Origin of the sequence: Streptomyces sp. NPDC002580 (assembly GCF_042889485.1) — a bacterium.
Classification (GTDB): Bacteria; Actinomycetota; Actinomycetes; order Streptomycetales; family Streptomycetaceae; genus Streptomyces.
The window spans coordinates 399950-421869 of record NZ_JBIAQZ010000005.1 but is presented as its reverse complement, the minus strand read 5'-3'; the positions used below and the strand labels follow the sequence as shown (position 1 = coordinate 421869).

Sequence of the window (21920 nt, the reverse complement as noted above, 5' to 3'; positions counted from 1 at the left end):
GTCAACTCGCAAGGGTGGGCGGGTGGGTTGGGCCCACCGCCCATTCCTTGCAAAGACCGCTCGGAGTTCGGTACTTGAGCTTCGGACCTGGGGTTACCGGGCCTTGACCCCTTCGAGGAAGGCCGCCCACGCCCGGGCCCGGAACGTGAGTCGGGGCCCTTCGGGGTTCTTGGAGTCCCGGACGGGGACGAGCGTGGGGTGACCTTCGGCGACCTCCAGGCAGTCGCCGCCGCTTGCTCCGCTGTAGGTGGACTTGTGCCAGGTGGCGTGGCTCAGGTCGTATTCACGGCTGTTCCTCATGCGCGTAATCCTCTGCTACCGAGCAGATCAGGGCCAGTGATTCTTGCGGTGAGAGCGCGTTGGCCGCGAGGAGATGGAAGGTCAGGTCGTGGTGGGCGACAGTCGCCGGGTCGTCCTCCAGCCGGCCTGTTCCCAGGCCCTGCAAGTAGGCGAGCGGCGGCGCACTGTCGAAAGCCATCAGCTTGAGGGAACCCTCCATGGCCATGTGTGCTCCCGCCGTGAACGGCAGTACCTGCACGATCACTCGGTGCCTCTCGGCCAGGCCGGTGATGTGGCGCAGGGCCGAGGCCATGACCGGCCCCTCGCCGACCTTCCGGCGTAGTACCGCCTCGTCAAGAATCACCCACAACAACGGCGTTGTTGGATCGTCGAGCAAACGCGCGCGGTCGAGCCGGGCCGCGACCAACTCGTCGATGACCTGCGTCTTTGCCGTTGGACGTCCCCTGCGAAACATCGCCTGCGCGTACTCCTTCGACTGCAACAGCCCGGGGACCAGCGTCGGCGCGAACTCCCTGATCGCCGTGGCAACCGCCTCCGCCTCCGCCGCCTCCACGAAGTGGTCCGGGTACCTGGACCTGGCCAGCGCCCTGCAATTGCGCTCGAAGAACCCGTTCGCCCCCAGGATCTCGTCTATCCGGACGGCGTACTCAAGCTGCAACCGCCGCGTCCCCGACTCCAGTTGGCCGATGAACGAACCGCTGACGAAGAGCGGTTCGCCCAGTTCGGACTGGCTCAGGCCCGCGTTCTCGCGGGCGTGCCGCAGCTCGGCGCCGATCATGGCGCGCGGTGAGGAGGACGGGTCGAGGTCCTTGGATCCGGGCATGGCAACTCCTTGTCCAACAGGAGGGGTTGTTGGACCGCCGTCCCTTCCCAGGCTAGAGGGGTAGTGGTCACGCTGGGTGGTGAAAGCGAACACTCAACGTGGAGGGATCGGTGCGATGGGCATGACGTCGAACAACCGGGTGCGGCCGACGGAGGAGATCGTGGCGGAGCTGCGGGCGGCCCTGACCGGGGTCGGGGTGGTGCTGCCGTCACTGGGGGTCGATCCGGTGACCGGCGCGAGCGGCGAGCCGTTCGCCCTGGTCGCGCTCGGCCGCTGCAACGTGGGCACCGCCCAGAGGCTGACCGCCGTACTGCGCGCGTGCGGCACCGGCGAGGGCGGTGGCGAGGCATGAGCGAGGAGTACGCCGTCGACGTACGGGACGGACGGCTCGGCCAGGTGATGGGCCGCGAGGGAGGCTACGTGCAACTGAGGCCGCCCGGAGGGGGACGCGAGTGGGACTGTCCTCCCGACGCGCTCGGGGAGGCGCCGCCGGGCGAGGTGCTGCGGGCCAGGGTGCGGAGGCTCAACGCGGAGGGACGCCTGCCGTGACCGGGTGACCGGTGAGCGACCCGGGCGGCGCGGGCTCGGCGGCCGACGCCGGTGTCCTCGGGCGGGCGCGCTCCCGTGCGGGCCGGGTCGCCTACAGGTTCCCCATCGGTTCGATGTCGACCTTGACCGGCGTGCCCCAGATGCGGAGCACCTCGTAGTCGGTGAACTCGTGGACCAGGCGGTAGGCCATGCCGGGCCGGGGGGTCCTGCGCTCGGCGGCGAGGTAGCGCTCGGCTTCCTGGCGGTCGCGGCGGGGCGTGCCGCAGAGGTGCCACTCCTGGCCGGTCCAGACTTCCGGGAGCCAGCGCTGCTGGGGCATGGGCCGGTCGCCCCGGACGCCGTACCGCGACATGGCGCGGTCGGGGAGCTCGTCCGGGGAGGGCGTCCGGCCGTGCGCGTACGCGTCGTTGACCTCGGTGCGGCGGGCCGTGCGGCGGCGCGTCTCGCACAGCAGGCAGCGGTCCGGGGCGCTCTCGTCCACCGGGCCGTTCGGGTGCTCGGAGCAGCGGGTGGTCGGCGCCGCCGTCGTCACCGTCTCGTCGAGCAGGTCCAGCGCCCGCTTCAGGTCCGCCTTGACCTCGTGCAGCTTGGCGTCGGGGGTGTCGGCGTTCAGGGATTCGCCGTGCTCCCCGAGCAGCCGCAGGGCGCGGCCGAGGGCGGTCAGCTGTGCGTGGTTCATGACACCAGCCTCGCACGCGCCACCGACAGTCCGGCTACACGGCGGCCGGTTCCGCCGCGCGGACCGGGGAACGGCCGCGGAGGCCGAAGAAGTAGGTGGCCGTGAACCCGACGGCGTACCCCGTGAACAGACCGCCCGCGTAGATCGCCGCGGTGAGGGCGAGGCCCCGGTTGCCGGACAGCAGCGGGAACAGGGCCCAGCCGGAGGGGCCGATGGCCGTCGAGCCGACCTGGTCGCCCAGCATCGAGAAGAAGCCGATGAAGGCGCCGCCCGCCGCGCCGCCCACGCAGGCGGTGAGGAAGGGGCGGCCGAGGGGGAGGGAGACGCCGTAGATCAGGGGTTCGCCGACGCCGAGGAGACCGGCGGGGAGCGCCGATCTGATCGTCGTACGCAGCGAGGTGTCGTGGCGCAGCCGGACGTACACCGCGAGGGCGGCGCCGACCTGCCCCGCGCCCGCCATGGCGAGGACGGGCAGCAGGACGGTGTAGCCCTGCTGCCCGATGAGCGTGGTGTGGATGGGGATGAGGGCCTGGTGCAGCCCCAGCATCACCAGGGGGAGGAACAGGGCGCCGAGGACGAGACCGGCGAAGGCTCCCGTGGTGGAGAGCAGCCAGGCGGCGGCCGCGCCGATGGCGGCGGACAGTTCACCGGCGACGTACATCAGGGCGTACAGGGTGACCAGGCCGGTCACCAGCACGGTGACGGTGGGGGTGACCAGGACGTCCAGGGTCGGCGGGACCCGGCGGCGGCACCACTTCTCCACGTACGTCCCGAGGAGCGCCGCGGCCAGGGCCCCGAGGACACCGCCCTGGCCCGGGGCGAGCGTCATGCCGAGGACCGTCACCCTGGCGACCCCCGCGTACACGACGACCGCGGCCACCGCGCCGCCCAGGATCGGGGTGCCGCCGAACTCCTTGGCCGTGTTGAAGCCGACGAAGACGGCGATCAGCGCCATGAACCCGCTGGAGATCGCGGTCAGGGCCGGGGTGAGGCCGGTCAGCACGCCGAGATTGATCAGCAGGCCGTTCAGGCCCGCGATCACCCCGCAGCCGATCAGCGCGGGGATCAGCGGCACGAAGATGTCGGCGATCCGCCGCAGGAGGAGTTTGAACGGGGTGGCGTTGCGCCGGCTCCGGGCGGCCTTCAGCTCGGCGCCGTGCCGGGCGAGGTCCTCGGCCGTCGTCGCGGGACCGGTGCCCGGCGCGGCGAGGCTCCCGGCCGCGGTCGCCGGGTCGGTGCCGCCCGGCAGGAGGCGGTCGGCCGGGGTCGTCAGGAGCGCCTCGAACTCCGGCGCCACCCGGGCGACCGTGCCCGGGCCCAGCACGATCTGGTACGAGCCGTCGTCGGAGACCAGGCCGAGGACGGCGGGCAGCGCCCGCAGACCGTCCTCGTCGACCAGGCTCCGGTCCCGCAGACCCAGCCGGAGCCGGGTCATGCAGTGGGCGACGGAGCGGACGTTCGGCGGGCCGCCCACGAGGGGGAGGATCGCCGCTGCTGTGGTGGAGTCCGGTGTACGCACTCCCCGAGCGTGCTGGTCAGCGGGCCGCCGCCGCCAGCGCGGCGCGCAGATGGCCCTCGCTCTCCTCCAGAAGGCGGGCGGCCGTCGGGCCGTCCACGTCGCCGAGGATCGTCAGGACGGCGTTCTTCACCTCGCCGTCCGTGGCCGCCAGCGCGTCCTCGATCTCCTTGTCGGAGGCGCCGGTGGCGAGCGCGACGATCCTGCGGGAGCGGGCCCGCAGCTTCTCGTTCGAGGCGCGCACGTCGACCATCAGGTTCCCGTACGTCTTGCCGAGCCGGATCATCGTGATCGTCGACAGCATGTTGAGGACGAGCTTCTGCGCCGTGCCGGACTTCAGGCGGGTGGAGCCGGTGAGCAGTTCGGGGCCGACCACGACCTCGATGCCGTGGTCGGCGGCCGCCGCGAGCGGGCTGTGCGCGTTGCAGGACAGGCCGACCGTCAGCGCGCCGCGCGACCGGGCGTGCTCGACCGCGCCCACGGCGTACGGGGTGCGGCCCGAGGCGGAGACCCCGACCACCGTGTCGTCGGCCGTGAGGGCGAGGGCCTCCAGATCCGCCGCCGCGAGTTCCCGGGAGTCCTCGGCGCCCTCGATCGAGGTGACCATCGCGGTCGGACCGCCCGCGATCACCCCGACGACCCGGGAGGGATCGGTGTTGAAGGTGGGCGGGCACTCGGAGGCGTCCAGGACGCCGAGGCGGCCGGCGGTGCCGGCGCCCGCGTAGACGAGACGCCCGCCGCGGGCCATGCGCTCCGCGATGGCGTCGATCGCGTCGGCGATGAGCGGGAGTCGCTCGGCGACGGCCGTCGGCACCGTCGTGTCCTCCCCGTTCATGAGCTTCGCGATCTCCAGCGTGGGCAGCCGGTCGATCTCGGACAGCTCGGGGCGGAACGCCTCGGTGGTCAGCGTCTCCAACTCTGCTCGAAGATCGCCGTGGTGGGACATGGAGGTCATGACGGGAGCGGCTCTTTCCGGTGAGGTGGCGTACCGCGCCCCGGGACGGGGTGCGGGCGGGAGCGGTGTGCGGCACCGTCGCGCGGGCGCGGCCGGACGCCCACGGGACCGCGGTCTCCCCGCTGGATCGAGTCCCCCGGGTCTGTCGTGCGGTGTGACGGTCGGCCGCCGCGCGCGGTCGGGGCGCGGGGGCGTGGTGTGGGGGCGGTGTCGTGCGGTCGTGTCGTGTGGGTGGTGCCGTGGGGCCGGTGGCGCGGCTATCGGCCGCCGCGCGGGGTGTGGCGGTGGGCCAGGGCCTCGTACGAGGCGGACAGCGCCGGTGCCGCCGTCTCGTAGGTGCGCTGGGCGACCCCCACGAACAGACAGTCCACCACCAGCAGCTGGCTGGTGCGCGACGACATGGCCGCCGGACGCAGCTCGCTCTCGCGGGCGGTCGAGGTGGTGAGGATGTGGTCGGCGTACTGCGCCACCGGTCCGTTCGGGCGGCCGGTGATCGCCACGGTCGTCGCGCCGTGCTCGAAGGCGACCCGCAGCGGTTCGATGACGTCGCCGGTGGAGCCGGAGTGCGTGATGGCTATCGCCACGTCCTTGGCGCGCAACTGCACCGCGTTGGTCACCGCGAGGTGCGGGTCGCTGTGCGCGTGCACGATGAGACCGATCCGCATGAGCTTCTGCAGCAGGTCCTGGGCGACCAGGCCGGACGCGCCGACTCCGTAGATGTCGACGCGGCGGGCGGTGGCTATCGCGGCGACGGCGGCACCGAGCTGGACGGTGTCGAGCGCGGCGGCGGTGTCGGCGAGGGTCTGCTGTTCGTCGTAGGCGAGCTTGGCCACGACGTCGGCGATGGGGTCGTCGACCGCGATGTCGGCGGTGACGGCCGGGGCCCGTCCCGACTGCTGCTGGGCGGCGAGCCCGGCGAGCGCGAGGCGCAGGTCGCGGTAGCCGGGATAGCCGAGGAGCCGGGCGGTCCGCACGACCGTGGCCTCGCTGGTGCCGGTGAGCTCGGCGAGGCCGGTGACCGTGAGGGCCGCGCAGCCGGCCGGGTCGCCGGCGACGGCCTCGGCGACCCGCTGCATGGAGCGGGTCATCGACGGGGCGAGGGTCCGCACCTTGGCCGCGAGGGCGGCGGGGGCGGGCGGCGCCTCACCCGCGAAAATTTCCTTCACGTCATGGGTCACATGATGAAAGATATTTTCCTTTGGGGCATACGGTCAAGGGTGCGCACAATGGGGACATGGACCCCACCGGCAACCCCCTCAGCCCCATGGAGCAGGCGTTGCACGCCGCGCGCGCCCACGTGCTCGCCGACCTGGTCGCGGGCCGGGTCGCCGAGGCGGACGTCGTCTCCCTCGTCGAGGACTCGGTGGCGCAGCGCCGCTGGTGGGTCGAACAGTGGCCGGAGGGTGCCGGATTCGTCGCCGGACTGGTCGCCCAGGACGTCCAGGACGCGCTCCTGGAGCGGTACGGACGGTGGCCGCTCTGCCCGGTCTGCGGCAGCGGCGACCCGCACGCCCTGGAGGTCGAGCCCGAGTTGGGCCCCGATCCGCACTGGGTCTGCCACCAGGCGGGCGTGAAGGTGTCCCCGGTGGGCTCCCTGAGTTCGGCGACCGGCGAAGCCCCGTCCTCGTGACCGTCTACATAGATCCCCCCACCTGGCCGGGGCACGGCCGGGTGTGGTCCCACCTGATCAGCGACGTCTCGTACGACGAACTGCACGTGTTCGCGAGCGAGTTGGGAGCGCCCGCGCGCGCCTTCGAGCGGGACCACTACGACATCCCCTCGCACCGCTACGCGGACGCGGTCGCCGCGGGGGCGGTGGAGGTCAGCAGCCGCGAGGTCGTACGGCTGCTGCACGGGGCGGGACTGCGCCGCCGCAAGCGCGCCGCGTGACTCCGCGTGCCCGCGCTTCGTGACGTGTGCGGTCGCCCCGTCCCGTGTCAGCGCCCGCGGGCGTACAGCCGCAACGACGGCTCCAGGTCGTGGAGTTCGTACGCGATCCGCTCCGCCTCCTCGCTGACGCGGGTGAACCCGGCGCGGGCGACCACGCGTTGGGACGGGGCGTTGTCCCGGTCGATGGCGGCGAACAGGAATTCGACGTCGTCCCGGGCGAGGGCCCACTCGGACAGGGCGCGCAGGGCCTCCGTCGCGTAGCCCTGGCCGCGGGCGTTCTCCGCGAGGTCGTACCCGACCTCGGCGCCGCCCTCCTTGTCCGGTACGCCGTGGAAGCCCATGGCGCCGACAGCCCGCCCGTCCTCCCGCCGTACGAGGACGAACATCCCCCACTCCGGCCGGTGGACCCCCTCCTCGTACGCGCGCACGACCATGGCGGCGGCGTCCGCGGTGCCCTCGAAGGGGCCGCTCTCGATCCAGGCGAACCCGCCCGTGCCGCCCGCGCGCAGGTCGGCGGCGGCCGCCCGGGTGACCTCCTGGAGGGTGAGCCGCTCGGTGCCGATCTCCGGGCCGCCCCTCCGGCGCCGCCCGGTGAACGGCGGGACCGTGCCCCCGTTCCCGGCCCCGTTCCCCTCCAGGAACCACCCCGCCGTCTGCCGGGGCAGCGCCGCCGGACCGGCGCCGGTCTCCGGCACCTGGTCCCCATCCATGTCTGTCATGCGGCCGAGAATAGGACCGATCAAGCTTCGGAACGTACGGGATCGGTCGCGGAGTCCGACCTGCCCACGACCCGCGAGCCCGGCGTACGCCGGTGCAGCCGCAGCGAGACGACGGCCAGGCCGATGGCGCCCGCCGTCATCAGCGCGCCCGCCCACGCGGTGGCCGGGTAGCCGAGCCCCGCGTCGATGACGGCACCGCCGAGCCAGGGCCCGGCGGCGTTGCCCAGGTTGAAGGCGGAGGTGGTGGTGGCCGCGGCCAGCGTGGGAGCGGCCGCGGCGACGTCGAACATCTGGGCGTTCAGGGCGGGGGCGGTGCAGAAGCAGGAGATCCCGAGGAGGAAGGAGAGCAGGACGGCCGCGACGGCGTACCGGCCGAGCAGGGCGAACGCGACGAGGACGACGACGTCCGCCGCCATCCCGCCGATGAGGACGCCGAACAGGTGCGCGTCGGCGAACCGCCCGCCGAGCGCGGTCCCGATCAGCGCGCCCACCCCGAACAGCGCCAGCACGGGCGGGACCCAGCCGACGTCCAGGCGGGCCACATCGGTGAGCAGCGGCGCGAGATAGCTGAACGCGCAGAAGACACCGCCCGCGGTGAGCATGATCGTGCCGATCGACAGCCAGACCCGCCGGTCGCGGAAGACGCGCAGTTCCCCGCTCAGCCGGGGCCGCTCCGCGGGGAGCGGGATGCGGGGGACGAGGGTCACGATGCCGACGAGCGCGACCGCGGACGCCGCCCCGACCGCCCAGAACGCCGACCGCCAGCCGAGGCCCTCACCGAGGAAGGCGCCGGCCGGCACGCCGATCACGTTGGCGATCGACAGTCCGCCGATCATCACGGCCAGCGCCCGGGCCCGCGAGGTCGCCGGCACCATCGCGACGGCCACGGACGCGCCGACCGCCCAGAACCCGGCGCAGGCCAGGGCGCTGACGACACGGGAGACGAACAGCACGGCGTAGCCGGGCGCGAGGGCGCCGGCCACCTGTCCCAGTCCGAAGACCGCGATCAGGGCGACCAGGGTGGTCCGCCTCGGCAGACGGAGCGTCGCCACGGCGAGCAGCGGCGCGCCGACGACCATGCCGATCGCGAACGCCGAGATCAGCAGGCCCGCCCGCGGGATCGACACGTCCATGTCGTCCGCGACGGGCTGCAACAGCCCGGACAGCATGAACTCGCTGGTGCCGAGGGCGAAGACGGAGAGGGCGAGGATGTAGACGGACAGGGGCATGCGGGGACGGTCACCGGCGCGGGCGCCGGCGTTCACGGGTATGACCGGCTTCAGGGGTCCGGGGCTCGGGGGCATGGGTCCTTCGTACGGGCTCCGGTGCCCGGCGTCGAACCCGTTTCCCGTTCGCCGTCCACCGCCGGCCGCCGCGGACCGCCGTCCGTCACGCGTCGGACAGCGCGGCCAGTTCCTCGGCGATGTTCCGGCGCGCGGGTTCCGTCCAGACGCGTTCCCCGTACGACGTCCTGAACAGTCGTGGAAGGTCGAGGAGTTGGCGCAGTACGGCGGTCCGGCCCACGCGGAAGGCGTCGTCGGGGACGAAGGCGTACTCCTCGCGGACGGCGGCGGCGTACGCGGTGTACGCGGCCGGGGGCGAGGCCAGGATCGCCAGGTCGGCGTCGCACAGGACGGCGCCGTTGCTGTCCCCGTCGGCCGGGTCGTGCGAGACGGTGAGCCGGACGAGCCGGGCGACCTCGGCGGTACGGTCCGCGCCGAGGCCCAGCTCGGCCAGGGCGCGTTCGGCGAGCCGGGCGGAGCGCTCCTCGTTCTCCGAGCGGTCCGGGAGGTACACGGCGTCGTGGAACCAGGCCGCCAGGCGTACGGCGGCCGGGTCCGCCGCGTGCTCCCCGTGCGCCTCCAGCGTGTCGACGTGGCCGAGCACCGCGAGCAGGTGGTCCGTGGTGTGGTACCGGCGCCGGGGTTCGGCCCAGCGGTCCAGGAGGTTCGCCGCGTAGGGCTCCGGCGCGGGGCCGGATCCGCCGTCGCCGCCACGGGCGGCCAGCACGGTCCCCGTCCAGCGCTCCACCAGTTCGGCGCGGGCCGGGTGACGGTCGCTCTCTGCTGCCATGGCGCCATTGTCCCGCCGGGGAGCTGACCGGGTGACGGCGGGGGAGGCCGGGGACAGCCGGGAGAGGCCGGGGAAGAGAAGGGCCGCCGGGGGGACCCTCGGCGGGTCCCGCGCCCGCCGTGATCTTCTCGCGCGGTCACCCCCGGCCGCGTATTCTTTGATTGGACTAGACCTATAGCCGCCCGAGGGAAGAGGTCCGATGAGCGAGCGGAAGAGCGCACTCCTGGAGGTGATCGCCCTCGGCGTGGAGGACGCGGTCGCCGCTCAGGCCGGCGGTGCGGACCGGCTGGAACTGGTCACCGACATGGCCGCCGACGGCCTGACCCCGCCGGTGGAGACCTTCACCGGGATCCGTGCCTCCGTCGACATCTCGCTGCGCGTGATGCTGCGGCTGTCGGACGGTTTCGCCGCGGGAGGCGCGAAGGGCGTCGAGGCGCTCGTGCGGGCCGCGGGCGAGATGCGGGCCGCGGGCGCTGACGAGTTCGTGCTGGGCTTCCTCGACGAGCACGGCGGCCCCGACGTGACCGCCGTCGAGCGGATCGTCGCCGAACTGGACGGCTGCCGCTGGACGTTCCACCGGGCGATCGACCACGCCGTCGACCGTGACGCCCTGCGCAAGCAGCTCGCGGACCTGCCGGGGCTCGACGCCTACCTGACCGCCGGGTCCCCGGCGGGCGTCGACGACGGGGTCCCCGCCCTCGTGACCGAGGCCGCCCGTCACGGTGAACCGGGATACGAACCGCGGATCATGGTCGGCGGCGGTCTGCGCCTCGACCACGTGCCACGGCTGCGCGCGGCGGGCCTCGACGCCTTCCACATCGGCGGCGCGGCGCGGCCAAAGGGCTGGACGGGACCGGTCTCGGCGGAGTCCGTACGCGAGTGGCGGACGGCCCTCGACACGTAGGAGTCTCCGACGGCTCCCGGCTCCCGGCACGCGCGCCGGGAGCCGTCGGCGGTCAGGCGGCCAGCTCGGGTGGGAGGGGGGCCGCGTGCGTGACGATCAGTCCCGAGACCGCGCGGGTGAGGGCCACGTACAGGCGGCGCAGACCGGTGCGTTCGTCCGGTTCACCGTCGACGACGGCCCGCGGCTCGTCCAGGACCACGTAGTCGTACTCCAGGCCCTTGGCGAGCGAGGCCGGCACCAGGGTCAGCCGGGTCTCGGCCGTCGTCTCCTCGCCCGGACCGAGATACGTCCGCCCGGCCGCCGTCAGCGCCTCGGCGAGCACCGGGATCCGGGAGTCGGCGGCGATCAGCCCGACCGACCCCTCGTGGTCCAGCAGCTCCTCCACCGCACCCACGACATCGGCGTCCGCCGTGTCCGCCGTGCTCGGGCGCACCGCGAAGAAGCCCGGATTCTCCCGCACCGACGCCACCGGCGCGAGGCCGGGCGCGATGTGCGGCAGCAGCCGGGACGCGTACGTGATGACGTCCGTGGGGACGCGGAACCCCGCCGTCAGCTCCTCCACGACGGCGTCCCCCTTGCCCAGGTGGCCGAGCGCCTCGGCCCAGCTCCGGGTCGCCCAGGGGGTCGTCCCCTGCGCCAGGTCCCCGAGCACGGTCGCCGACCCCGTCGTGCAGCGCCGCCCGACCGCGCGGTACTGCATCGGCGAGAGGTCCTGCGCCTCGTCGAGCACCACGTGCCCCAGCGAGTGCGTGCGCTGCACCAGGTCGGTGGCCTCGTCGATCAGCACGGCGTCGGCGGCCGACCACTTGGCGGACTTCACGCTCCGCACCGGCTTCGCCCAGAGGATCTCCTTCTGCTCGCCCTCGTCGAGCAGCCCCTCCGCCTGCGCGGCGAGGAAGTCCGCGTCGGTCAGCAGTCTGAGCACGAGTTTCGCGGGGTCGACCGGCGGCCAGATCGCCTTGACCGCGGCCTTCACGGCGGCGTTGCGGGCGACGGCGTCCTGCACCCGGTCGTCCGGCGCCTCTCCCGAGCGCTCCATCTGGACCAGCACGGCGTGCGCGATCCGCTGCGGAAGCGCCTGGTGGGCGGCGCCGTACCGGATGTCGCGGTCGAGCAGCTCCCGCACGATCTCCTCCAGTTCGTAGGCGGCGACGCGCCAGCGCCGGGATCCCCGGACCACCACCACCGGCTCGGTCGGCAGGGTCACGTGCGAGCGGACGGCCCGGCGCAGCACCTGGGCCATCCGGGCGTCGCCCTTGATCACGGCCGCGGCCGCCTCGTCGGCGCCGCGCACCTCGACATGGGCGACGAGATCGTCGACGGTCGCCTGCTTGACATCCAACTCGCCCAGCGCGGGCAGGACTTGTTCGATGTAGTGCAGGAAGGAGCTGTTCGGCCCGATGACCAGGGTGCCGGTGCGGGCGAGCCGGTCGCGGTGCGCGTACAGCAGGTACGCGACCCGGTGCAGGCCGACGGCGGTCTTCCCGGTGCCGGGACCCCCCTGCACACAGACCGAACCGGACAGCCCGGACCGGACGATCTCGTCCTGCTCCGGCTGGATGGTCGCCACGATGTCGCGCATCGGACCCACGCGCGGGCGCTCGATCTCCTGCTGGAGCAGCTTGCTGGTGGCCGCGGCCTCGGCCGGATCGGAGAGGTGCTCGTCCTCGTAGGCGGTGAGGTCGCCGCCGGTGTAGCCGAAGCGGCGGCGCAGCGCGACGTCCATCGGGTCCTTCTTCGAGGCCCGGTAGAACGGCTGCGACACCGGCGCGCGCCAGTCGATGACCATCGGGTCGCCGCCGGCGTCGTGCACGTGCCGTCGTCCGATGTAGAACTGCTCGCCCTCCGCGCCCTCGGCCAGGTCGACGCCCGGAGCGTGCAGATAGTCGAGCCGTCCGAAGAACAGCGGGGTGTGGCTGAGGTCGGCGAGGGCCTTGATGCGCTCGTTGATCTGCCGGTGCAGCACCTCGGCGTTCACCCAGTTCGCGGTGACGTCGCGGATGTCGAGGTTCTCGGCGTCCTCGCGCATCGCGCGGAGCGCCGAACGGGACTGGGCGAGGTGGGCGCGCTCGCGGGAGAGCGGATCGGCGGACGCGGCTGCGGACGGTGACGCCGCCGGGGGGCCGGACGGATCGTCGGACAGGGTGGACACGTGGAATTGCCTCCGGGGACCTGCTGCGGGAACGGTGCAGACGGTGCGTCTCTGCGAAATCCGTGCGGGGAATCCGCGCGCGGAGTCCGTAGGGGGATCCGCGCGTGATTCCTGGTGCCGTCCGGTTTCCGGCCGGGCGGCGGCGCTCCATCGAGGGAGGCGGGCAAGACCGAAGATTCTAGGCGAAGGTCCTGGTGCGGGGCGAACGGATTTCCCCGCGCCGGATCACCGTCTCAGGGGCGTGGACCGGAGGCCCTAGGGGGCGGGGTCCGCCGGGAGGCGTAGGGCGGGTGGCCCGCAGGCCTACCCGGGGGGTGGAGAGGTTCGGTCCGTGGACCGACGCCGTTCGAGGGACGTGGACGCACCATGGAGGTATGAGTGCAGCCACTTTCACCCCTGGTCCTGCCCATCACGTCTCCGTCGCGCGTGGCGCGACGGCCGTCACCTCCGTCGACCACCGGCACCGTCTCGGCGACGCCGTGCGGGCCGTCAAGGTCTTCGCCCGCGCGGCGATCGGCGTCGTGCTTCTCGGCGAGTACGGCGAGGAAGCCGGTGTTCGGCGCCGCTAGGCGCCGCCCGCTTTCCTTTCCCGGCCCCCGGACCGGCCGTCCTTCACATGGCTCGGCTCGGTCGGCCCGCCGTACCCGAGGCTCCGCCCCAGCCCCCGCTCCTCAGCGCCGGAGGGGCTGGGGTCCGCCTGGTCACTCGGTGTCGGTCAGGAGTTCGTCCGCGTCCATGATTCGGTAGGCGTAGCCCTGTTCCGCCAGGAAGCGCTGGCGGTGGGCGGCGAAGTCCTGGTCGATGGTGTCGCGGGCGACGACGGAGTAGAAGTGGGCCTGGTGGCCGTCCGCCTTCGGGCGCAGGACGCGGCCCAGGCGCTGGGCCTCCTCCTGGCGGGAGCCGAAGGTGCCCGAGACCTGGATGGCCACCGTGGCCTCCGGCAGGTCGATGGAGAAGTTGGCGACCTTGGACACGACGAGCACGCTGATCTCGCCCTCCCGGAACGCGTCGAACAGCTTCTCCCGCTGGGCGTTGCTGGTCTCGCCCTTGATCACCGGCGCGTTCAGGTGTTCGCCCAGCTCGTCGAGCTGGTCGATGTACTGCCCGATCACGAGGATCTGCTGCCCCGCGAACCTGCGCACCAGTGCTTCGGTCACCTTCCGCTTGGTCGCGGTCGTGGCGCAGAAGCGGTACTTCTCCTCGGCCTCGGCGGTGGCGTACGCGAGCCGCTCGGAGTCCGTGAGGTTCACCCGCACCTCGACGCAGTCGGCGGGCGCGATGTAGCCCTGCGCCTCGATCTCCTTCCACGGCGCGTCGAACCGCTTGGGCCCGATGAGCGAGAAGACGTCCGACTCGCGCCCGTCCTCCCGCACCAGGGTGGCGGTCAGCCCGAGCCGGCGCCGGGCCTGGAGGTCGGCGGTGAACTTGAAGACGGGAGCGGGCAGCAGGTGGACCTCGTCGTAGAGGATCAGGCCCCAGTCGCGGGAGTCGAAGAGCTCCAGGTGGGGGTAGACGCCCTTACGCCGGGTCGTCAGCACCTGGTAGGTGGCGATCGTGACCGGACGGATCTCCTTGCGCGTGCCGCTGTACTCGCCGATCTCCTCCTCGGTCAGCGAGGTCCGCTTCACCAGCTCGTGCTTCCACTGCCGGGCGGAGACGGTGTTGGTGACGAGGATGAGGGTGGTCGCCTTGGCCTGCGCCATGGCACCGGCCCCGACGAGCGTCTTGCCGGCGCCGCAGGGGAGGACGACCACACCGGAACCGCCGTGCCAGAAGTTCTCCACGGCCTGCTTCTGGTACGGCCGCAGTGCCCAGCCGTCCTCCGCCAGCTCGATCGCGTGCGCCTCCCCGTCGACGTATCCGGCGAGGTCCTCGGCCGGCCAGCCGAGCTTCAGCAGGGTCTGCTTGATCTGGCCGCGCTCGGAGGGGTGCACGGCCACGGTGTCGGGGTCGAGCCGGGCGCCGACCAGCGGCGCGATGCGCTTCGAGCGCAGCACCTCTTCGAGGACGGGCCGGTCGGTGGTGGTGAGGACGAGCCCGTGGGCCGGGTGCTTGCTCAGCGTGAGACGTCCGTAGCGGTCCATCGTCTCGGCGATGTCCACGAGCAGCGCGTGCGGGACCGGATAGCGGCTGAACTCCACCAGCGCGTCCACGACCTGCTCGGCGTCGTGCCCGGCGGCCCGCGCGTTCCACAGGCCGAGGGGCGTCACCCGGTAGGTGTGGATGTGCTCGGGGGCCCGCTCCAGCTCGGCGAAGGGGGCGATGACCCGACGGCAGGCGTCGGCCAGCTCGTGATCGACTTCGAGCAGGAGCGTCTTGTCGGACTGGACGATGAGGGGTCCGTTCACACCCGTGCCTTTCTGGGCGGCGGCACCCGGCGCGGGTGCTCGGCCAAACCTCCAGTGTGCCCTACCGGCGGGTGATCACGGCTGGTCGTCCGCCAGCTCCGCCACCCCCGTGACCCGGTGCAGCGGATAGGTGCGGACCTCGTCCGCGGTGTGGTCGTACGCCGTGACGAAGCCGCCCTCGACCCGGATGGGGGCGATGACGCGCTGGCTGGCCGAGCCCTCGGCGTTCACGTACCCGATCCACACGGCCTCGCCGGTCATGACGGCGGCCTGCATGGTGGCGAGGGTCTCGGCGGAGCTGGTGCGTGGCAGCTCCCCGCCGGTGCGGCCGTCGGCCGGGTCCTCCTTGCGCGGGGCGGTGGAGGCGAGGTCGCCGGCCCGGATGGCGCGGACCGCGGCCCCGAGGAGGGTGGCGTCCGGGACCGGCGGGCCGTCCGGGACGGGTGCCGGGGCGGTGCGCGGCGGGGTCCGGTGGGCGTGCGCCCGGGTGATCAGGACGTCCCCCTCCGCGGACTCGGCGGCGGGCGCGAAGCCCATCGACCGCAGGCCCGCGAGCAGGGACGCCGGGTCGGTCTGGGCGGCCAGCACCGTGGGCGCGAGCCGCCGGAGTCCGAACCCCTGCGAGCGCTTGTCGGCGAGGATCTCGCCGAGCACCGCGTCGTCGTCGCAGCGGACGTACGCGGACGCCGCCCCGATCCGCAGATGGCCGTGCCGGCGCGCCACGTCGTCGATCAGGTAGGCGAGCGGCTGCGGGACCGGCGTACGGGAATGGGTGGTGAGGAAGGCCTGCAGGTCGGAGGCCGAACGGCCCGCGTCGAGCGCCCGGCGTACCGAGCCCGGTGTGAAGCGGTAGACCGTCGCCCCGCCCTTGGACTCGACGTCCGCGAGCACCCCGAGGGTGTCGGCCAGGGGGCGCTTGAGGGGGCCGGGCGCGACCGCCGTCAGGTCCGCCTGGAGCAGGACGTGGTCGAGCGGTTCCGGCAGCAGCGGCGCGAGGAGCCGGGCGGCCCGGTCCGCCGCGGCCGCCCGCTCGGCGGGGGAGTGCGGCACGGGGGCGGGGGTGGGCGCGGGGTGGTGGCGCCGGTGGGCGGGGAGCCTGGCGCCGGGACCGGGGGCCTCCGGTGCCGGGGTGTCCGCCGCGGGCAGCCCGAGCAGCGCCCGCCCCTGCGCGGACAGCGCGCCCCGGCCGGTGACCCCGAGCAGCTCCGCCTCGGACAGGGTCCACCCGGCCAGGCGGGCGCGGAGGTCGTCCGGAGCGGGACGCTCGCGCGGGGGGCGCTCCCAGGCGAGCCGGGCGAGGAGCGAGTCCTTGGCGGGCGTCGCGCCCTCGGGGAGCGCGGCGAGCAGGGCCAGCACGCGGTGCCGGACCTCGGGCGCCGCGGAACGGTCGAGACCGGGGCCGAGCGCCGAGAGCGTACGGTCCTTCGCGTCCCGGCCGCCGACCAGCCCCGCCGTGCGGGTCGCCGCGAGCCACGCCGAGGCGAGCCGCGTCCAGCGCTCGGCGGCGGGCCGCTCCAGCCACTCGTCGTAGGCCGGGGTCGCCGCGTACCGCTCCTCCGTCTCGCCGTCCGAGGCCACCAGGCCGGCCGCGTGGGCGAGCTCCACCCAGAACGCGGCGATCGGCTCGGAGACGTCGAGCGCGACCGCCGTCCGCTTCAGGTCGCGCACGCTCAGTCCGCCGGCGCGCAGCACCGCCGGGCCGCCCTCGTGCCAGTCCTTCAGCAGCTCCTCGACCGTCGCCAGCGTCGTGTACGCCTGGCCGGCCGCGGCGGCGTCCACAACCTGTGGACGGTGCGTCGAGGCGGCCTCCACGGCGGGCGCCACCGGCTCCGTCACCCGGTGCGCGCGGCCCGCCCGCAGATGCAGGGCCACCTCCCGGGGCAGCACGACCGTGCCGGGCCCCGTCGGCAGCAGCAGCCCCCGGTCGATCAGCCACCGCAGATGCGCCGCCGGTTCCGCCGTCACCTGACCGTACGGCGGCCCCCACACCAGCCGTGACAGCACCTGGACCGCTTCGGCCGGCGCCTCGTCGAGCAGCGCCGACATCCGGCGCCGGTCGGTGAACAGGGCGCCGAGCGACGCCACCGCGGAGACGGAGTCATGGGTGCTCGCCAGCCCCGCCGCGGCCACGATCTCCTGGATGCGTCCCGGCGACATGCCGGCCGCCGCCTCGGCGACCGTCTGTCCGAGCCCTGTCGGGGACGGGTGCTGCGGCGAGGGCGCGAGCAGCTCGCGGGCCGTCCGCACCAGCCGGAGGCGGTCGTCGCCGCCCCAGACGAGCGCCTGCTCGCGCAGCGTCCCGAGCGCGTGCGGGAAGGCCGCCGTGACCGCGGGGTCACGGTCGTCGCCCGCCAGCAGCCCGAGCAGTTCGTCGTACGTCGCCGGTTCCGAGGCCACCGCGAGCGCCTCCGCCGTCTGGAGCGCGAAACGGTCCAGTCGCTCCAGGGCGCGCACGACCGACGCCCGGGTGCCCGCCCTGGTGGCCAGCTGGGTGAGGTCCGTGGGGACGGGGGTGATCAGGTCCGGACGGGACCGCAGGAGAGTGGACAGGGAGGCGTCGTCCCGCGCGCGGAGGGCTTCCGCCAGGGACCGCGGAGCGGTCGTCTCGGGGCTCATCCTGTCAACGTTAGCGGGTGCCGTGCCCCCGGGGCCCGGCCCCCGTCGCGTGGTCTGATCACCGGTCGCGCCGCGAGGGCAGGGGGGACCACGTCGTACGGCTGCCCGAGCCGGGGGCGGGGAGCTCCCGGGAACGGGAAAACCGGTACCTTCGTCACCACGGGGTATCCAACGCACCTTCCCCGGAGGGGACTTCGTGGGGATCGAGAGCGACCAGCTGGTCTTCGACTATCTGAGCCGGGTCGGCGACCTGGCCCAGCGGCGGCAGTTGCCGTCGGCGACCCGTATGCGCCTGGTCTCGGAACTGCGCGAGGAGATCGACCGCCGCCGGGCGAAGGCGACCGGCGACGGCCCCGCCGCCGTCCGCCGCATCCTCGACCGCCTCGGCACCCCCGACGAGATCGTCTCGGCGGCCGGACAGAGCGCCGGCGGCCCCTCGGCCGGTGGCCCGCCCCGCCCCGCCGTGCCCGCCCAGCGTGCCGCCGCCGAGCCCGAGGGGCGCCCCAAGGGGCTGCGCCGCGTCGTTCCGCGACCGCGCCCCGCGCGGGAGCACCCCGTCGAGAGCGCCGGGGCCGACGTCCCGGCGCCGCCGCATCTGGCGAGCGCGCAGGAACTGGGCGACAGCGCCGTCCAGCCGGACTGGTGGCGGGTGACGAACAGCCCGTTCGGGCTCGGCGACAGCGTGCCGGGGTTCGTGGGCGGCGTGGAGATCCCGGACCTGCTCAAGCCGCCCCCGGGCGAGAAGGAGCGCGCGGCCGAGGACGGGACGAAGGACGCCGAGGCGAAGACCGCGGCGCCGGTCACCGCGGACGAACCGGCGACCGGGACCGCCGCGCGCCGCCGCCTCCCGCGCCTGAGCGGCTACTCCAACCCCCTGCTCCTGCTCGCCGCCGCCCTCCTCGTCGCCGGAGCCGTCCTCGGCAACTGGTTCGCGCTCGGCCTCGGCTGGCTGATCGCCTACGGCTCGCGCCGGCTGACCCCCGCGGAGTCCAAGTGGGCCGTCCTCGTCCTGCCCGGGCTGTCCGCCACCGCCGGCCTCGTCTGGATCTGGGGCCGGACGAACGGCCGCTGGGGCGCGCCCGTCGCCGAGGGCCACCTGAACGACGCGATGACCCAGACCTGGCCCTGGATCGTCCGCGGCGCGGCCGCCGCCTCCGCCCTCTACCTGGTCTGGCGCTCCCAGCGCCGCCGCTGACCCTCCAGCCCGCCGTTCCCCCGGCCGGCCGGTCCGGTGGTCAGGAACGCGCCGGACCGTTCACCGGACGGCCTGGGCACAATTGCTCATATGACTTCTCCCGTGCTGACCGTCGGCTTCGACCTCGACATGACCCTGATCGACTCCCGCCCCGGGATCCACGCCTGCTACGAGGCGATCTCGGCCCGCACCGGGACGTACATCGACGCGGATCTCGTGATCACCCGGCTCGGCCCGCCGCTGGAGGACGAACTCGCCAACTGGTTCCCGCCGGAGGAGACGGCCGCCATGGCCGACCTCTACCGCCGGATGTACCCCGAGCACGCCATCACGGGCTCGCCCGCGATGCCCGGCGCGCGCGAGGCGATGGAGGCGGTGCGCGCGGCGGGCGGGCGCACGGTCGTCGTCACCGCGAAGTGGGAGCCCAACGCCCGGCTGCACCTGGAGCACCTGGGCATCGACGCGGACGGACTCGTCGGCGACCTGTGGGCCGAACAGAAGGCGGTGGCGCTGCGCGAACACGGCGCGAGCGTCTACGTCGGGGACCACACCGGCGACGTACGCGGCGCGCGCACGGCGCGGGCGTACTCGGTGGCCGTGGCGACCGGACCGTGCGACGCCGAGGAACTGCGCGCGGCGGGCGCGGACGTCGTCCTCGGCGATCTCACGGAGTTCCCGGCCTGGCTGGAGCGGTACCGCTGACGGTCCTCAGGGACGGACGGCGCGGGCCCGGCGGCGTCCCGCCGCGGCCGACCGGAGCAGGCCCGCCGCGGCCAGCAGGAATCCGACGCCCATGAGCATGCTCAGCCCGAACATGTAGGTGGGAAAGGGATTCGTACCGAGGAACAGCGGTGCCACGGTGACCAGAGTGGCCAACGCTCCGAGGAAGAAGACGATGGCACCGGCACGGATCAGCCGGTCACCGGCTTCGGGGGAATTCGCTGGGGTTTTGTCGCGCACCGGACCAGGGTAGTTCCCGGGGCGACGGAACAGAATCCAGCGCCCCTCCCGCACCACTTTCGGCCTCTGTCGACACAGGCGGGGGCTCAGTCTCGTTTTAAGCCGTGTTGAGTTGGAGAGACCCCCGGTAGTGTTGCGTGACGGTACTTCAACAGACAGTTCAACCGGCAGTTCAACCGGCGTCCAGGAGCGTCCGGCACCGATCGAGGGAGCGTGTGCTTTGCCGACTGGCAAGGTCAAGTGGTTCAACACGGAGAAAGGCTTCGGCTTTCTCTCCCGTGACGACGGCGGCGATGTCTTCGTCCATTCCTCGGTCCTGCCTGCCGGAGTCGACGCCCTCAAGCCCGGCCAGCGCGTCGAGTTCGGTGTCGTGGCGGGTCAGCGCGGCGATCAGGCACTCTCGGTGATTCTGCTGGACCCGACTCCGTCGGTCGCGGTGGCCCAGCGGCGCAAGCCGGACGAACTGGCCTCGATCGTCCAGGACCTGACGACCCTTCTCGAGAACATCACGCCGACGCTGGAGAAGGGCCGTTACCCCGAGAAGGCGTCCGGCAAGAAGATCGCGGGCCTGCTGCGCGCGGTCGCCGATCAACTCGACGTGTGACCTCCGGCCGCCGGACGGCGGCCGGGTTCCGCGCGGGCTCCGACGAGAGTCCGCGAAGACACGGGGGAAGAACTCAGGGGAAGAGCAGCGCGTCCGGCCCGAGGGGCGGCACCAGGCCCTCGGCCGCCGCGCGGGTGAGCAGTCCGCGGACCGCCGCGTAGCCGTCGTCGCCCAGATCCGCCGTGAACTCGTTGACGTAGAGCCCGATGTGCTGGTCCGCGACCTTCGGGTCCATCTCCTGCGCGTGCTCCAGGACGTACGCGCGGGAGGCCTCGGGATCGTCCCAGGCGGCACGGACCGAGGCACGGGCGGCCTCGGCGAGCGTCCGGAGCCGGTCCGTCCCCAGTGACCGCCGGGCGATGATCGCGCCCAGCGGGATCGGCAGCCCGGTGGTCAGCTCCCAGTGCTCACCCATGTCGGCGAGCTTGCGCAGCCCGTAGTCCTGGTAGGTGAAACGCGCCTCGTGGATGACGAGCCCCGCGTCGACCTTCCCGTCCCGTACGGCCGGCATGATCTCGTGGAAGGGCATGACCACGATCTCGCCGACCCCGCCCGGAACCGTCTCCGCGGCCCACAGCCGGAACAGCAGATAGGCCGTCGACCTCTCGCTCGGCACGGCGACCGTCCGACCGGTCAGGTCGGTCAGGCCGGCGTCCCCGTCGCGGGTCAGCACGAGCGGCCCGCAGCCCCGCCCCAGCGCGCCGCCGCACGGCAGCAGCGCGTAGTCGTCGAGGACGTACGGCAGCACGGCGTACGACACCTTCAGCACGTCGAACTCGCCGCGCTCGGCCATCCCGTTGGTGATGTCGATGTCCGCGAAGGTCACGTCGAGCGCGGGCGCGCCCGGGACACGGCCGTGCGCCCAGGCGTCGAAGACGAAGGTGTCGTTCGGGCAGGGCGAGTAGGCGATCCGCAGGGCTTCGGCGGTTTCAGTCACGTCGGTCATGTGGGTTCCAACTCTCCAGGAGGGGCCCCAGCTTCCCGAAGGCCTCGGTCAGGGCCGCGAGGGCGTCGCCGATGCGCCACGCGGCGCGGTCACGCGGGCCGACGGGATTGGACACGGCGCGGATCTCCAGGACCGGCACCCCGTGCGCCCCGGCCGCCTCGGCGACCCCGAACCCCTCCATGGCCTCGGCCAGGGCCCGGGGATGCCGGGACCGCAGTTCGGCGGCGCGGGCGGCGCTCCCGGTCACGGTCGAGACGGTGAGAACCGTTCCGATCCGTCCACCGGTGACGGCGGCGACCTCTCGTACGAGTGATTCGGGCGGCAGGTGGCTGACGGTCCCGAAGCCGAGCTCGGTGACGGGGAGGAACCCCTCCGGCGCCTCGGCGCCCAGGTCCGCCGCGACGACGGCGTCGGCGATCACGAGTGACCCCACGGGCGCGTCGGGCAGGAATCCGCCGGCGACACCCGCGCAGACGACGAGGCCGTACGGCGTGCCGTCGAGGGCCGCGGCGGTCAGCGCCGCGGAGACGGAGGCGGCGGCGCGGGCGGGCCCGACACCGGCGGCGAGCAGGTCCCGCCCGCCGAACCGGTGGAGCGTCGCCCCCGGGAGCCGTATCTCGCGCCCCGTGCCGGACGACACCCCGGCCACCGCGTCCCGCTCGGCGGGGACGGCGGTGGCCACGAGCACCTT

The 21920-nt window shown here is 73.6% G+C and carries 24 protein-coding genes; 9 read left to right on the top strand and 15 right to left on the bottom strand.

The features are described 5' to 3' along the window. Positions 1-93: 93 nt before the first annotated feature. Positions 94-300, bottom strand: a complete 207-nt coding sequence (locus tag ACFYW7_RS18560) for a DUF397 domain-containing protein (protein WP_389503428.1) — start codon at positions 298-300, stop codon at positions 94-96. Next, positions 284-1123 carry a helix-turn-helix domain-containing protein gene (locus tag ACFYW7_RS18555; protein ID WP_389503426.1) on the bottom strand — a complete coding sequence of 280 codons (840 nt, stop codon included), beginning with the start codon at positions 1121-1123 and terminating at the stop codon, positions 284-286. Before ACFYW7_RS18555 ends, ACFYW7_RS18560 begins: the two co-directional genes overlap by 17 nt. A 115-nt stretch (positions 1124-1238) precedes the next feature. On the opposite strand from ACFYW7_RS18555, the gene ACFYW7_RS18550 reads away from it, so the two are divergent. Together ACFYW7_RS18550 and ACFYW7_RS18545 are read left to right on the top strand one after the other, a co-directional pair. Further along, the gene (locus ACFYW7_RS18550; RefSeq protein WP_389503424.1) at positions 1239-1475 is read left to right on the top strand and encodes a hypothetical protein; all 237 of its coding nucleotides are present in this window, start codon (positions 1239-1241) and stop codon (positions 1473-1475) included. Then, the gene (locus ACFYW7_RS18545) at positions 1472-1672 is read left to right on the top strand and encodes a hypothetical protein (RefSeq protein ID WP_389503422.1); all 201 of its coding nucleotides are present in this window, start codon (positions 1472-1474) and stop codon (positions 1670-1672) included. Before ACFYW7_RS18550 ends, ACFYW7_RS18545 begins: the two co-directional genes overlap by 4 nt. Before the next feature lie 91 nt (positions 1673-1763). On the opposite strand, the gene ACFYW7_RS18540 is transcribed toward ACFYW7_RS18545, so the two are convergent. From ACFYW7_RS18540 to ACFYW7_RS18525, 4 genes are all read right to left on the bottom strand, one after another. After that, the gene (locus tag ACFYW7_RS18540; RefSeq protein ID WP_389503420.1) at positions 1764-2351 is read right to left on the bottom strand and encodes a hypothetical protein; all 588 of its coding nucleotides are present in this window, start codon (positions 2349-2351) and stop codon (positions 1764-1766) included. Positions 2352-2385: 34 nt separating this feature from the next. Continuing rightward, entirely contained in the window at positions 2386-3870 is a 1485-nt protein-coding gene (locus ACFYW7_RS18535; RefSeq protein ID WP_389503418.1) for a PTS transporter subunit EIIC, read from the bottom strand. Positions 3871-3886: 16 nt separating this feature from the next. Beyond that, positions 3887-4822, bottom strand: coding sequence for an N-acetylmuramic acid 6-phosphate etherase (murQ, locus tag ACFYW7_RS18530; RefSeq protein WP_389503416.1), 936 nt, complete (start codon positions 4820-4822; stop codon positions 3887-3889). Between the two features lie 257 nt (positions 4823-5079). Further along, positions 5080-6000, bottom strand: a complete 921-nt coding sequence (locus tag ACFYW7_RS18525) for a MurR/RpiR family transcriptional regulator (protein ID WP_389503414.1) — start codon at positions 5998-6000, stop codon at positions 5080-5082. Positions 6001-6056: 56 nt separating this feature from the next. On the opposite strand from ACFYW7_RS18525, the gene ACFYW7_RS18520 reads away from it, so the two are divergent. Both ACFYW7_RS18520 and ACFYW7_RS18515 read left to right on the top strand, forming a co-directional pair. Next, on the top strand, positions 6057-6452 hold the full coding sequence (locus tag ACFYW7_RS18520) for a hypothetical protein (RefSeq protein ID WP_389503412.1): 396 nt from the start codon (positions 6057-6059) through the stop codon (positions 6450-6452). Then, positions 6449-6712, top strand: coding sequence for a DUF4031 domain-containing protein (locus ACFYW7_RS18515; protein ID WP_389503410.1), 264 nt, complete (start codon positions 6449-6451; stop codon positions 6710-6712). The genes ACFYW7_RS18520 and ACFYW7_RS18515 overlap by 4 nt, the downstream gene beginning before the upstream one ends. Positions 6713-6759: 47 nt before the next feature. On the opposite strand, the gene ACFYW7_RS18510 is transcribed toward ACFYW7_RS18515, so the two are convergent. The 3 genes from ACFYW7_RS18510 to ACFYW7_RS18500 form a co-directional block, all read right to left on the bottom strand. Further along, positions 6760-7431: a GNAT family N-acetyltransferase gene (locus ACFYW7_RS18510; protein WP_389503408.1), complete on the bottom strand. Its 672-nt coding sequence runs from the start codon at positions 7429-7431 to the stop codon at positions 6760-6762. A 20-nt stretch (positions 7432-7451) separates the two neighbouring features. Next, positions 7452-8660 carry a Cmx/CmrA family chloramphenicol efflux MFS transporter gene (locus ACFYW7_RS18505; protein ID WP_389503406.1) on the bottom strand — a complete coding sequence of 403 codons (1209 nt, stop codon included), beginning with the start codon at positions 8658-8660 and terminating at the stop codon, positions 7452-7454. 160 nt (positions 8661-8820) lie between these two features. After that, positions 8821-9504: a hypothetical protein gene (locus ACFYW7_RS18500; RefSeq protein WP_389503404.1), complete on the bottom strand. Its 684-nt coding sequence runs from the start codon at positions 9502-9504 to the stop codon at positions 8821-8823. A gap of 199 nt (positions 9505-9703) precedes the next feature. Between ACFYW7_RS18500 and ACFYW7_RS18495 the strand changes: the two genes are divergently transcribed. Further along, entirely contained in the window at positions 9704-10408 is a 705-nt protein-coding gene (locus ACFYW7_RS18495) for a copper homeostasis protein CutC (protein WP_389503402.1), read from the top strand. A 52-nt stretch (positions 10409-10460) separates the two neighbouring features. Here ACFYW7_RS18495 and ACFYW7_RS18490 read toward each other — a convergent pair whose 3' ends face one another. Further along, the gene (locus ACFYW7_RS18490; protein WP_389503736.1) at positions 10461-12551 is read right to left on the bottom strand and encodes a HelD family protein; all 2091 of its coding nucleotides are present in this window, start codon (positions 12549-12551) and stop codon (positions 10461-10463) included. 383 nt (positions 12552-12934) lie between these two features. Between ACFYW7_RS18490 and ACFYW7_RS18485 the strand changes: the two genes are divergently transcribed. Beyond that, positions 12935-13129 carry a hypothetical protein gene (locus ACFYW7_RS18485; RefSeq protein WP_389503400.1) on the top strand — a complete coding sequence of 65 codons (195 nt, stop codon included), beginning with the start codon at positions 12935-12937 and terminating at the stop codon, positions 13127-13129. A 132-nt stretch (positions 13130-13261) separates the two neighbouring features. Here ACFYW7_RS18485 and ACFYW7_RS18480 read toward each other — a convergent pair whose 3' ends face one another. Together ACFYW7_RS18480 and ACFYW7_RS18475 are read right to left on the bottom strand one after the other, a co-directional pair. Next, a complete protein-coding gene (locus tag ACFYW7_RS18480; RefSeq protein ID WP_389503398.1) occupies positions 13262-14908 on the bottom strand; it encodes a DNA repair helicase XPB in 1647 nt (548 codons plus the stop codon). Between the two features lie 75 nt (positions 14909-14983). After that, complete coding sequence (locus ACFYW7_RS18475; RefSeq protein WP_389503396.1) at positions 14984-17524, bottom strand: helicase-associated domain-containing protein; 2541 nt, start codon at positions 17522-17524, stop codon at positions 14984-14986. A 196-nt stretch (positions 17525-17720) separates the two neighbouring features. Here ACFYW7_RS18475 and ACFYW7_RS18470 point away from each other — a divergent pair, with 196 nt between their 5' ends. Next, positions 17721-18719 (top strand): HAAS signaling domain-containing protein, encoded by a 999-nt coding sequence (locus tag ACFYW7_RS18470; RefSeq protein ID WP_389503394.1) that lies wholly within the window; start codon positions 17721-17723, stop codon positions 18717-18719. Positions 18720-18809: 90 nt separating this feature from the next. After that, positions 18810-19421, top strand: coding sequence for an HAD family hydrolase (locus ACFYW7_RS18465; protein WP_389503392.1), 612 nt, complete (start codon positions 18810-18812; stop codon positions 19419-19421). A gap of 6 nt (positions 19422-19427) precedes the next feature. On the opposite strand, the gene ACFYW7_RS18460 is transcribed toward ACFYW7_RS18465, so the two are convergent. After that, positions 19428-19679 carry a hypothetical protein gene (locus ACFYW7_RS18460; RefSeq protein ID WP_389503390.1) on the bottom strand — a complete coding sequence of 84 codons (252 nt, stop codon included), beginning with the start codon at positions 19677-19679 and terminating at the stop codon, positions 19428-19430. 220 nt (positions 19680-19899) lie between these two features. On the opposite strand from ACFYW7_RS18460, the gene ACFYW7_RS18455 reads away from it, so the two are divergent. After that, positions 19900-20283 (top strand): cold-shock protein, encoded by a 384-nt coding sequence (locus tag ACFYW7_RS18455; protein ID WP_389503388.1) that lies wholly within the window; start codon positions 19900-19902, stop codon positions 20281-20283. 73 nt (positions 20284-20356) lie between these two features. Here the strand turns inward: ACFYW7_RS18455 and ACFYW7_RS18450 are convergent, their stop codons facing one another. Continuing rightward, on the bottom strand, positions 20357-21229 hold the full coding sequence (locus tag ACFYW7_RS18450) for a 1,4-dihydroxy-6-naphthoate synthase (protein ID WP_389503386.1): 873 nt from the start codon (positions 21227-21229) through the stop codon (positions 20357-20359). Then, positions 21213-21911, bottom strand: coding sequence for a futalosine hydrolase (locus tag ACFYW7_RS18445; protein WP_389503384.1), 699 nt, complete (start codon positions 21909-21911; stop codon positions 21213-21215). Before ACFYW7_RS18445 ends, ACFYW7_RS18450 begins: the two co-directional genes overlap by 17 nt. Positions 21912-21920 lie beyond the last annotated feature (9 nt).

What these genes read in the sequence shown, in the direction of transcription:
- ACFYW7_RS18540 (WP_389503420.1), bottom strand. Translation starts at nt 2,351, where the DNA reads ATGAACCACGCACAGCTGACCGCCCTCGGCCGCGCCCTGCGGCTGCTC.
- ACFYW7_RS18510 (WP_389503408.1), bottom strand. Translation starts at nt 7,431, where the DNA reads ATGACAGACATGGATGGGGACCAGGTGCCGGAGACCGGCGCCGGTCCG.
- ACFYW7_RS18500 (WP_389503404.1), bottom strand. Translation starts at nt 9,504, where the DNA reads ATGGCAGCAGAGAGCGACCGTCACCCGGCCCGCGCCGAACTGGTGGAG.
- ACFYW7_RS18555 (WP_389503426.1), bottom strand. Translation starts at nt 1,123, where the DNA reads ATGCCCGGATCCAAGGACCTCGACCCGTCCTCCTCACCGCGCGCCATG.
- ACFYW7_RS18560 (WP_389503428.1), bottom strand. Translation starts at nt 300, where the DNA reads ATGAGGAACAGCCGTGAATACGACCTGAGCCACGCCACCTGGCACAAG.
- ACFYW7_RS18475 (WP_389503396.1), bottom strand. Translation starts at nt 17,524, where the DNA reads ATGAGCCCCGAGACGACCGCTCCGCGGTCCCTGGCGGAAGCCCTCCGC.
- ACFYW7_RS18495 (WP_389503402.1), top strand. Translation starts at nt 9,704, where the DNA reads ATGAGCGAGCGGAAGAGCGCACTCCTGGAGGTGATCGCCCTCGGCGTG.
- ACFYW7_RS18550 (WP_389503424.1), top strand. Translation starts at nt 1,239, where the DNA reads ATGGGCATGACGTCGAACAACCGGGTGCGGCCGACGGAGGAGATCGTG.
- ACFYW7_RS18465 (WP_389503392.1), top strand. Translation starts at nt 18,810, where the DNA reads ATGACTTCTCCCGTGCTGACCGTCGGCTTCGACCTCGACATGACCCTG.
- murQ (WP_389503416.1), bottom strand. Translation starts at nt 4,822, where the DNA reads ATGACCTCCATGTCCCACCACGGCGATCTTCGAGCAGAGTTGGAGACG.
- ACFYW7_RS18545 (WP_389503422.1), top strand. Translation starts at nt 1,472, where the DNA reads ATGAGCGAGGAGTACGCCGTCGACGTACGGGACGGACGGCTCGGCCAG.
- ACFYW7_RS18485 (WP_389503400.1), top strand. Translation starts at nt 12,935, where the DNA reads ATGAGTGCAGCCACTTTCACCCCTGGTCCTGCCCATCACGTCTCCGTC.
- ACFYW7_RS18505 (WP_389503406.1), bottom strand. Translation starts at nt 8,660, where the DNA reads ATGCCCCTGTCCGTCTACATCCTCGCCCTCTCCGTCTTCGCCCTCGGC.
- ACFYW7_RS18450 (WP_389503386.1), bottom strand. Translation starts at nt 21,229, where the DNA reads ATGACCGACGTGACTGAAACCGCCGAAGCCCTGCGGATCGCCTACTCG.
- ACFYW7_RS18520 (WP_389503412.1), top strand. Translation starts at nt 6,057, where the DNA reads ATGGACCCCACCGGCAACCCCCTCAGCCCCATGGAGCAGGCGTTGCAC.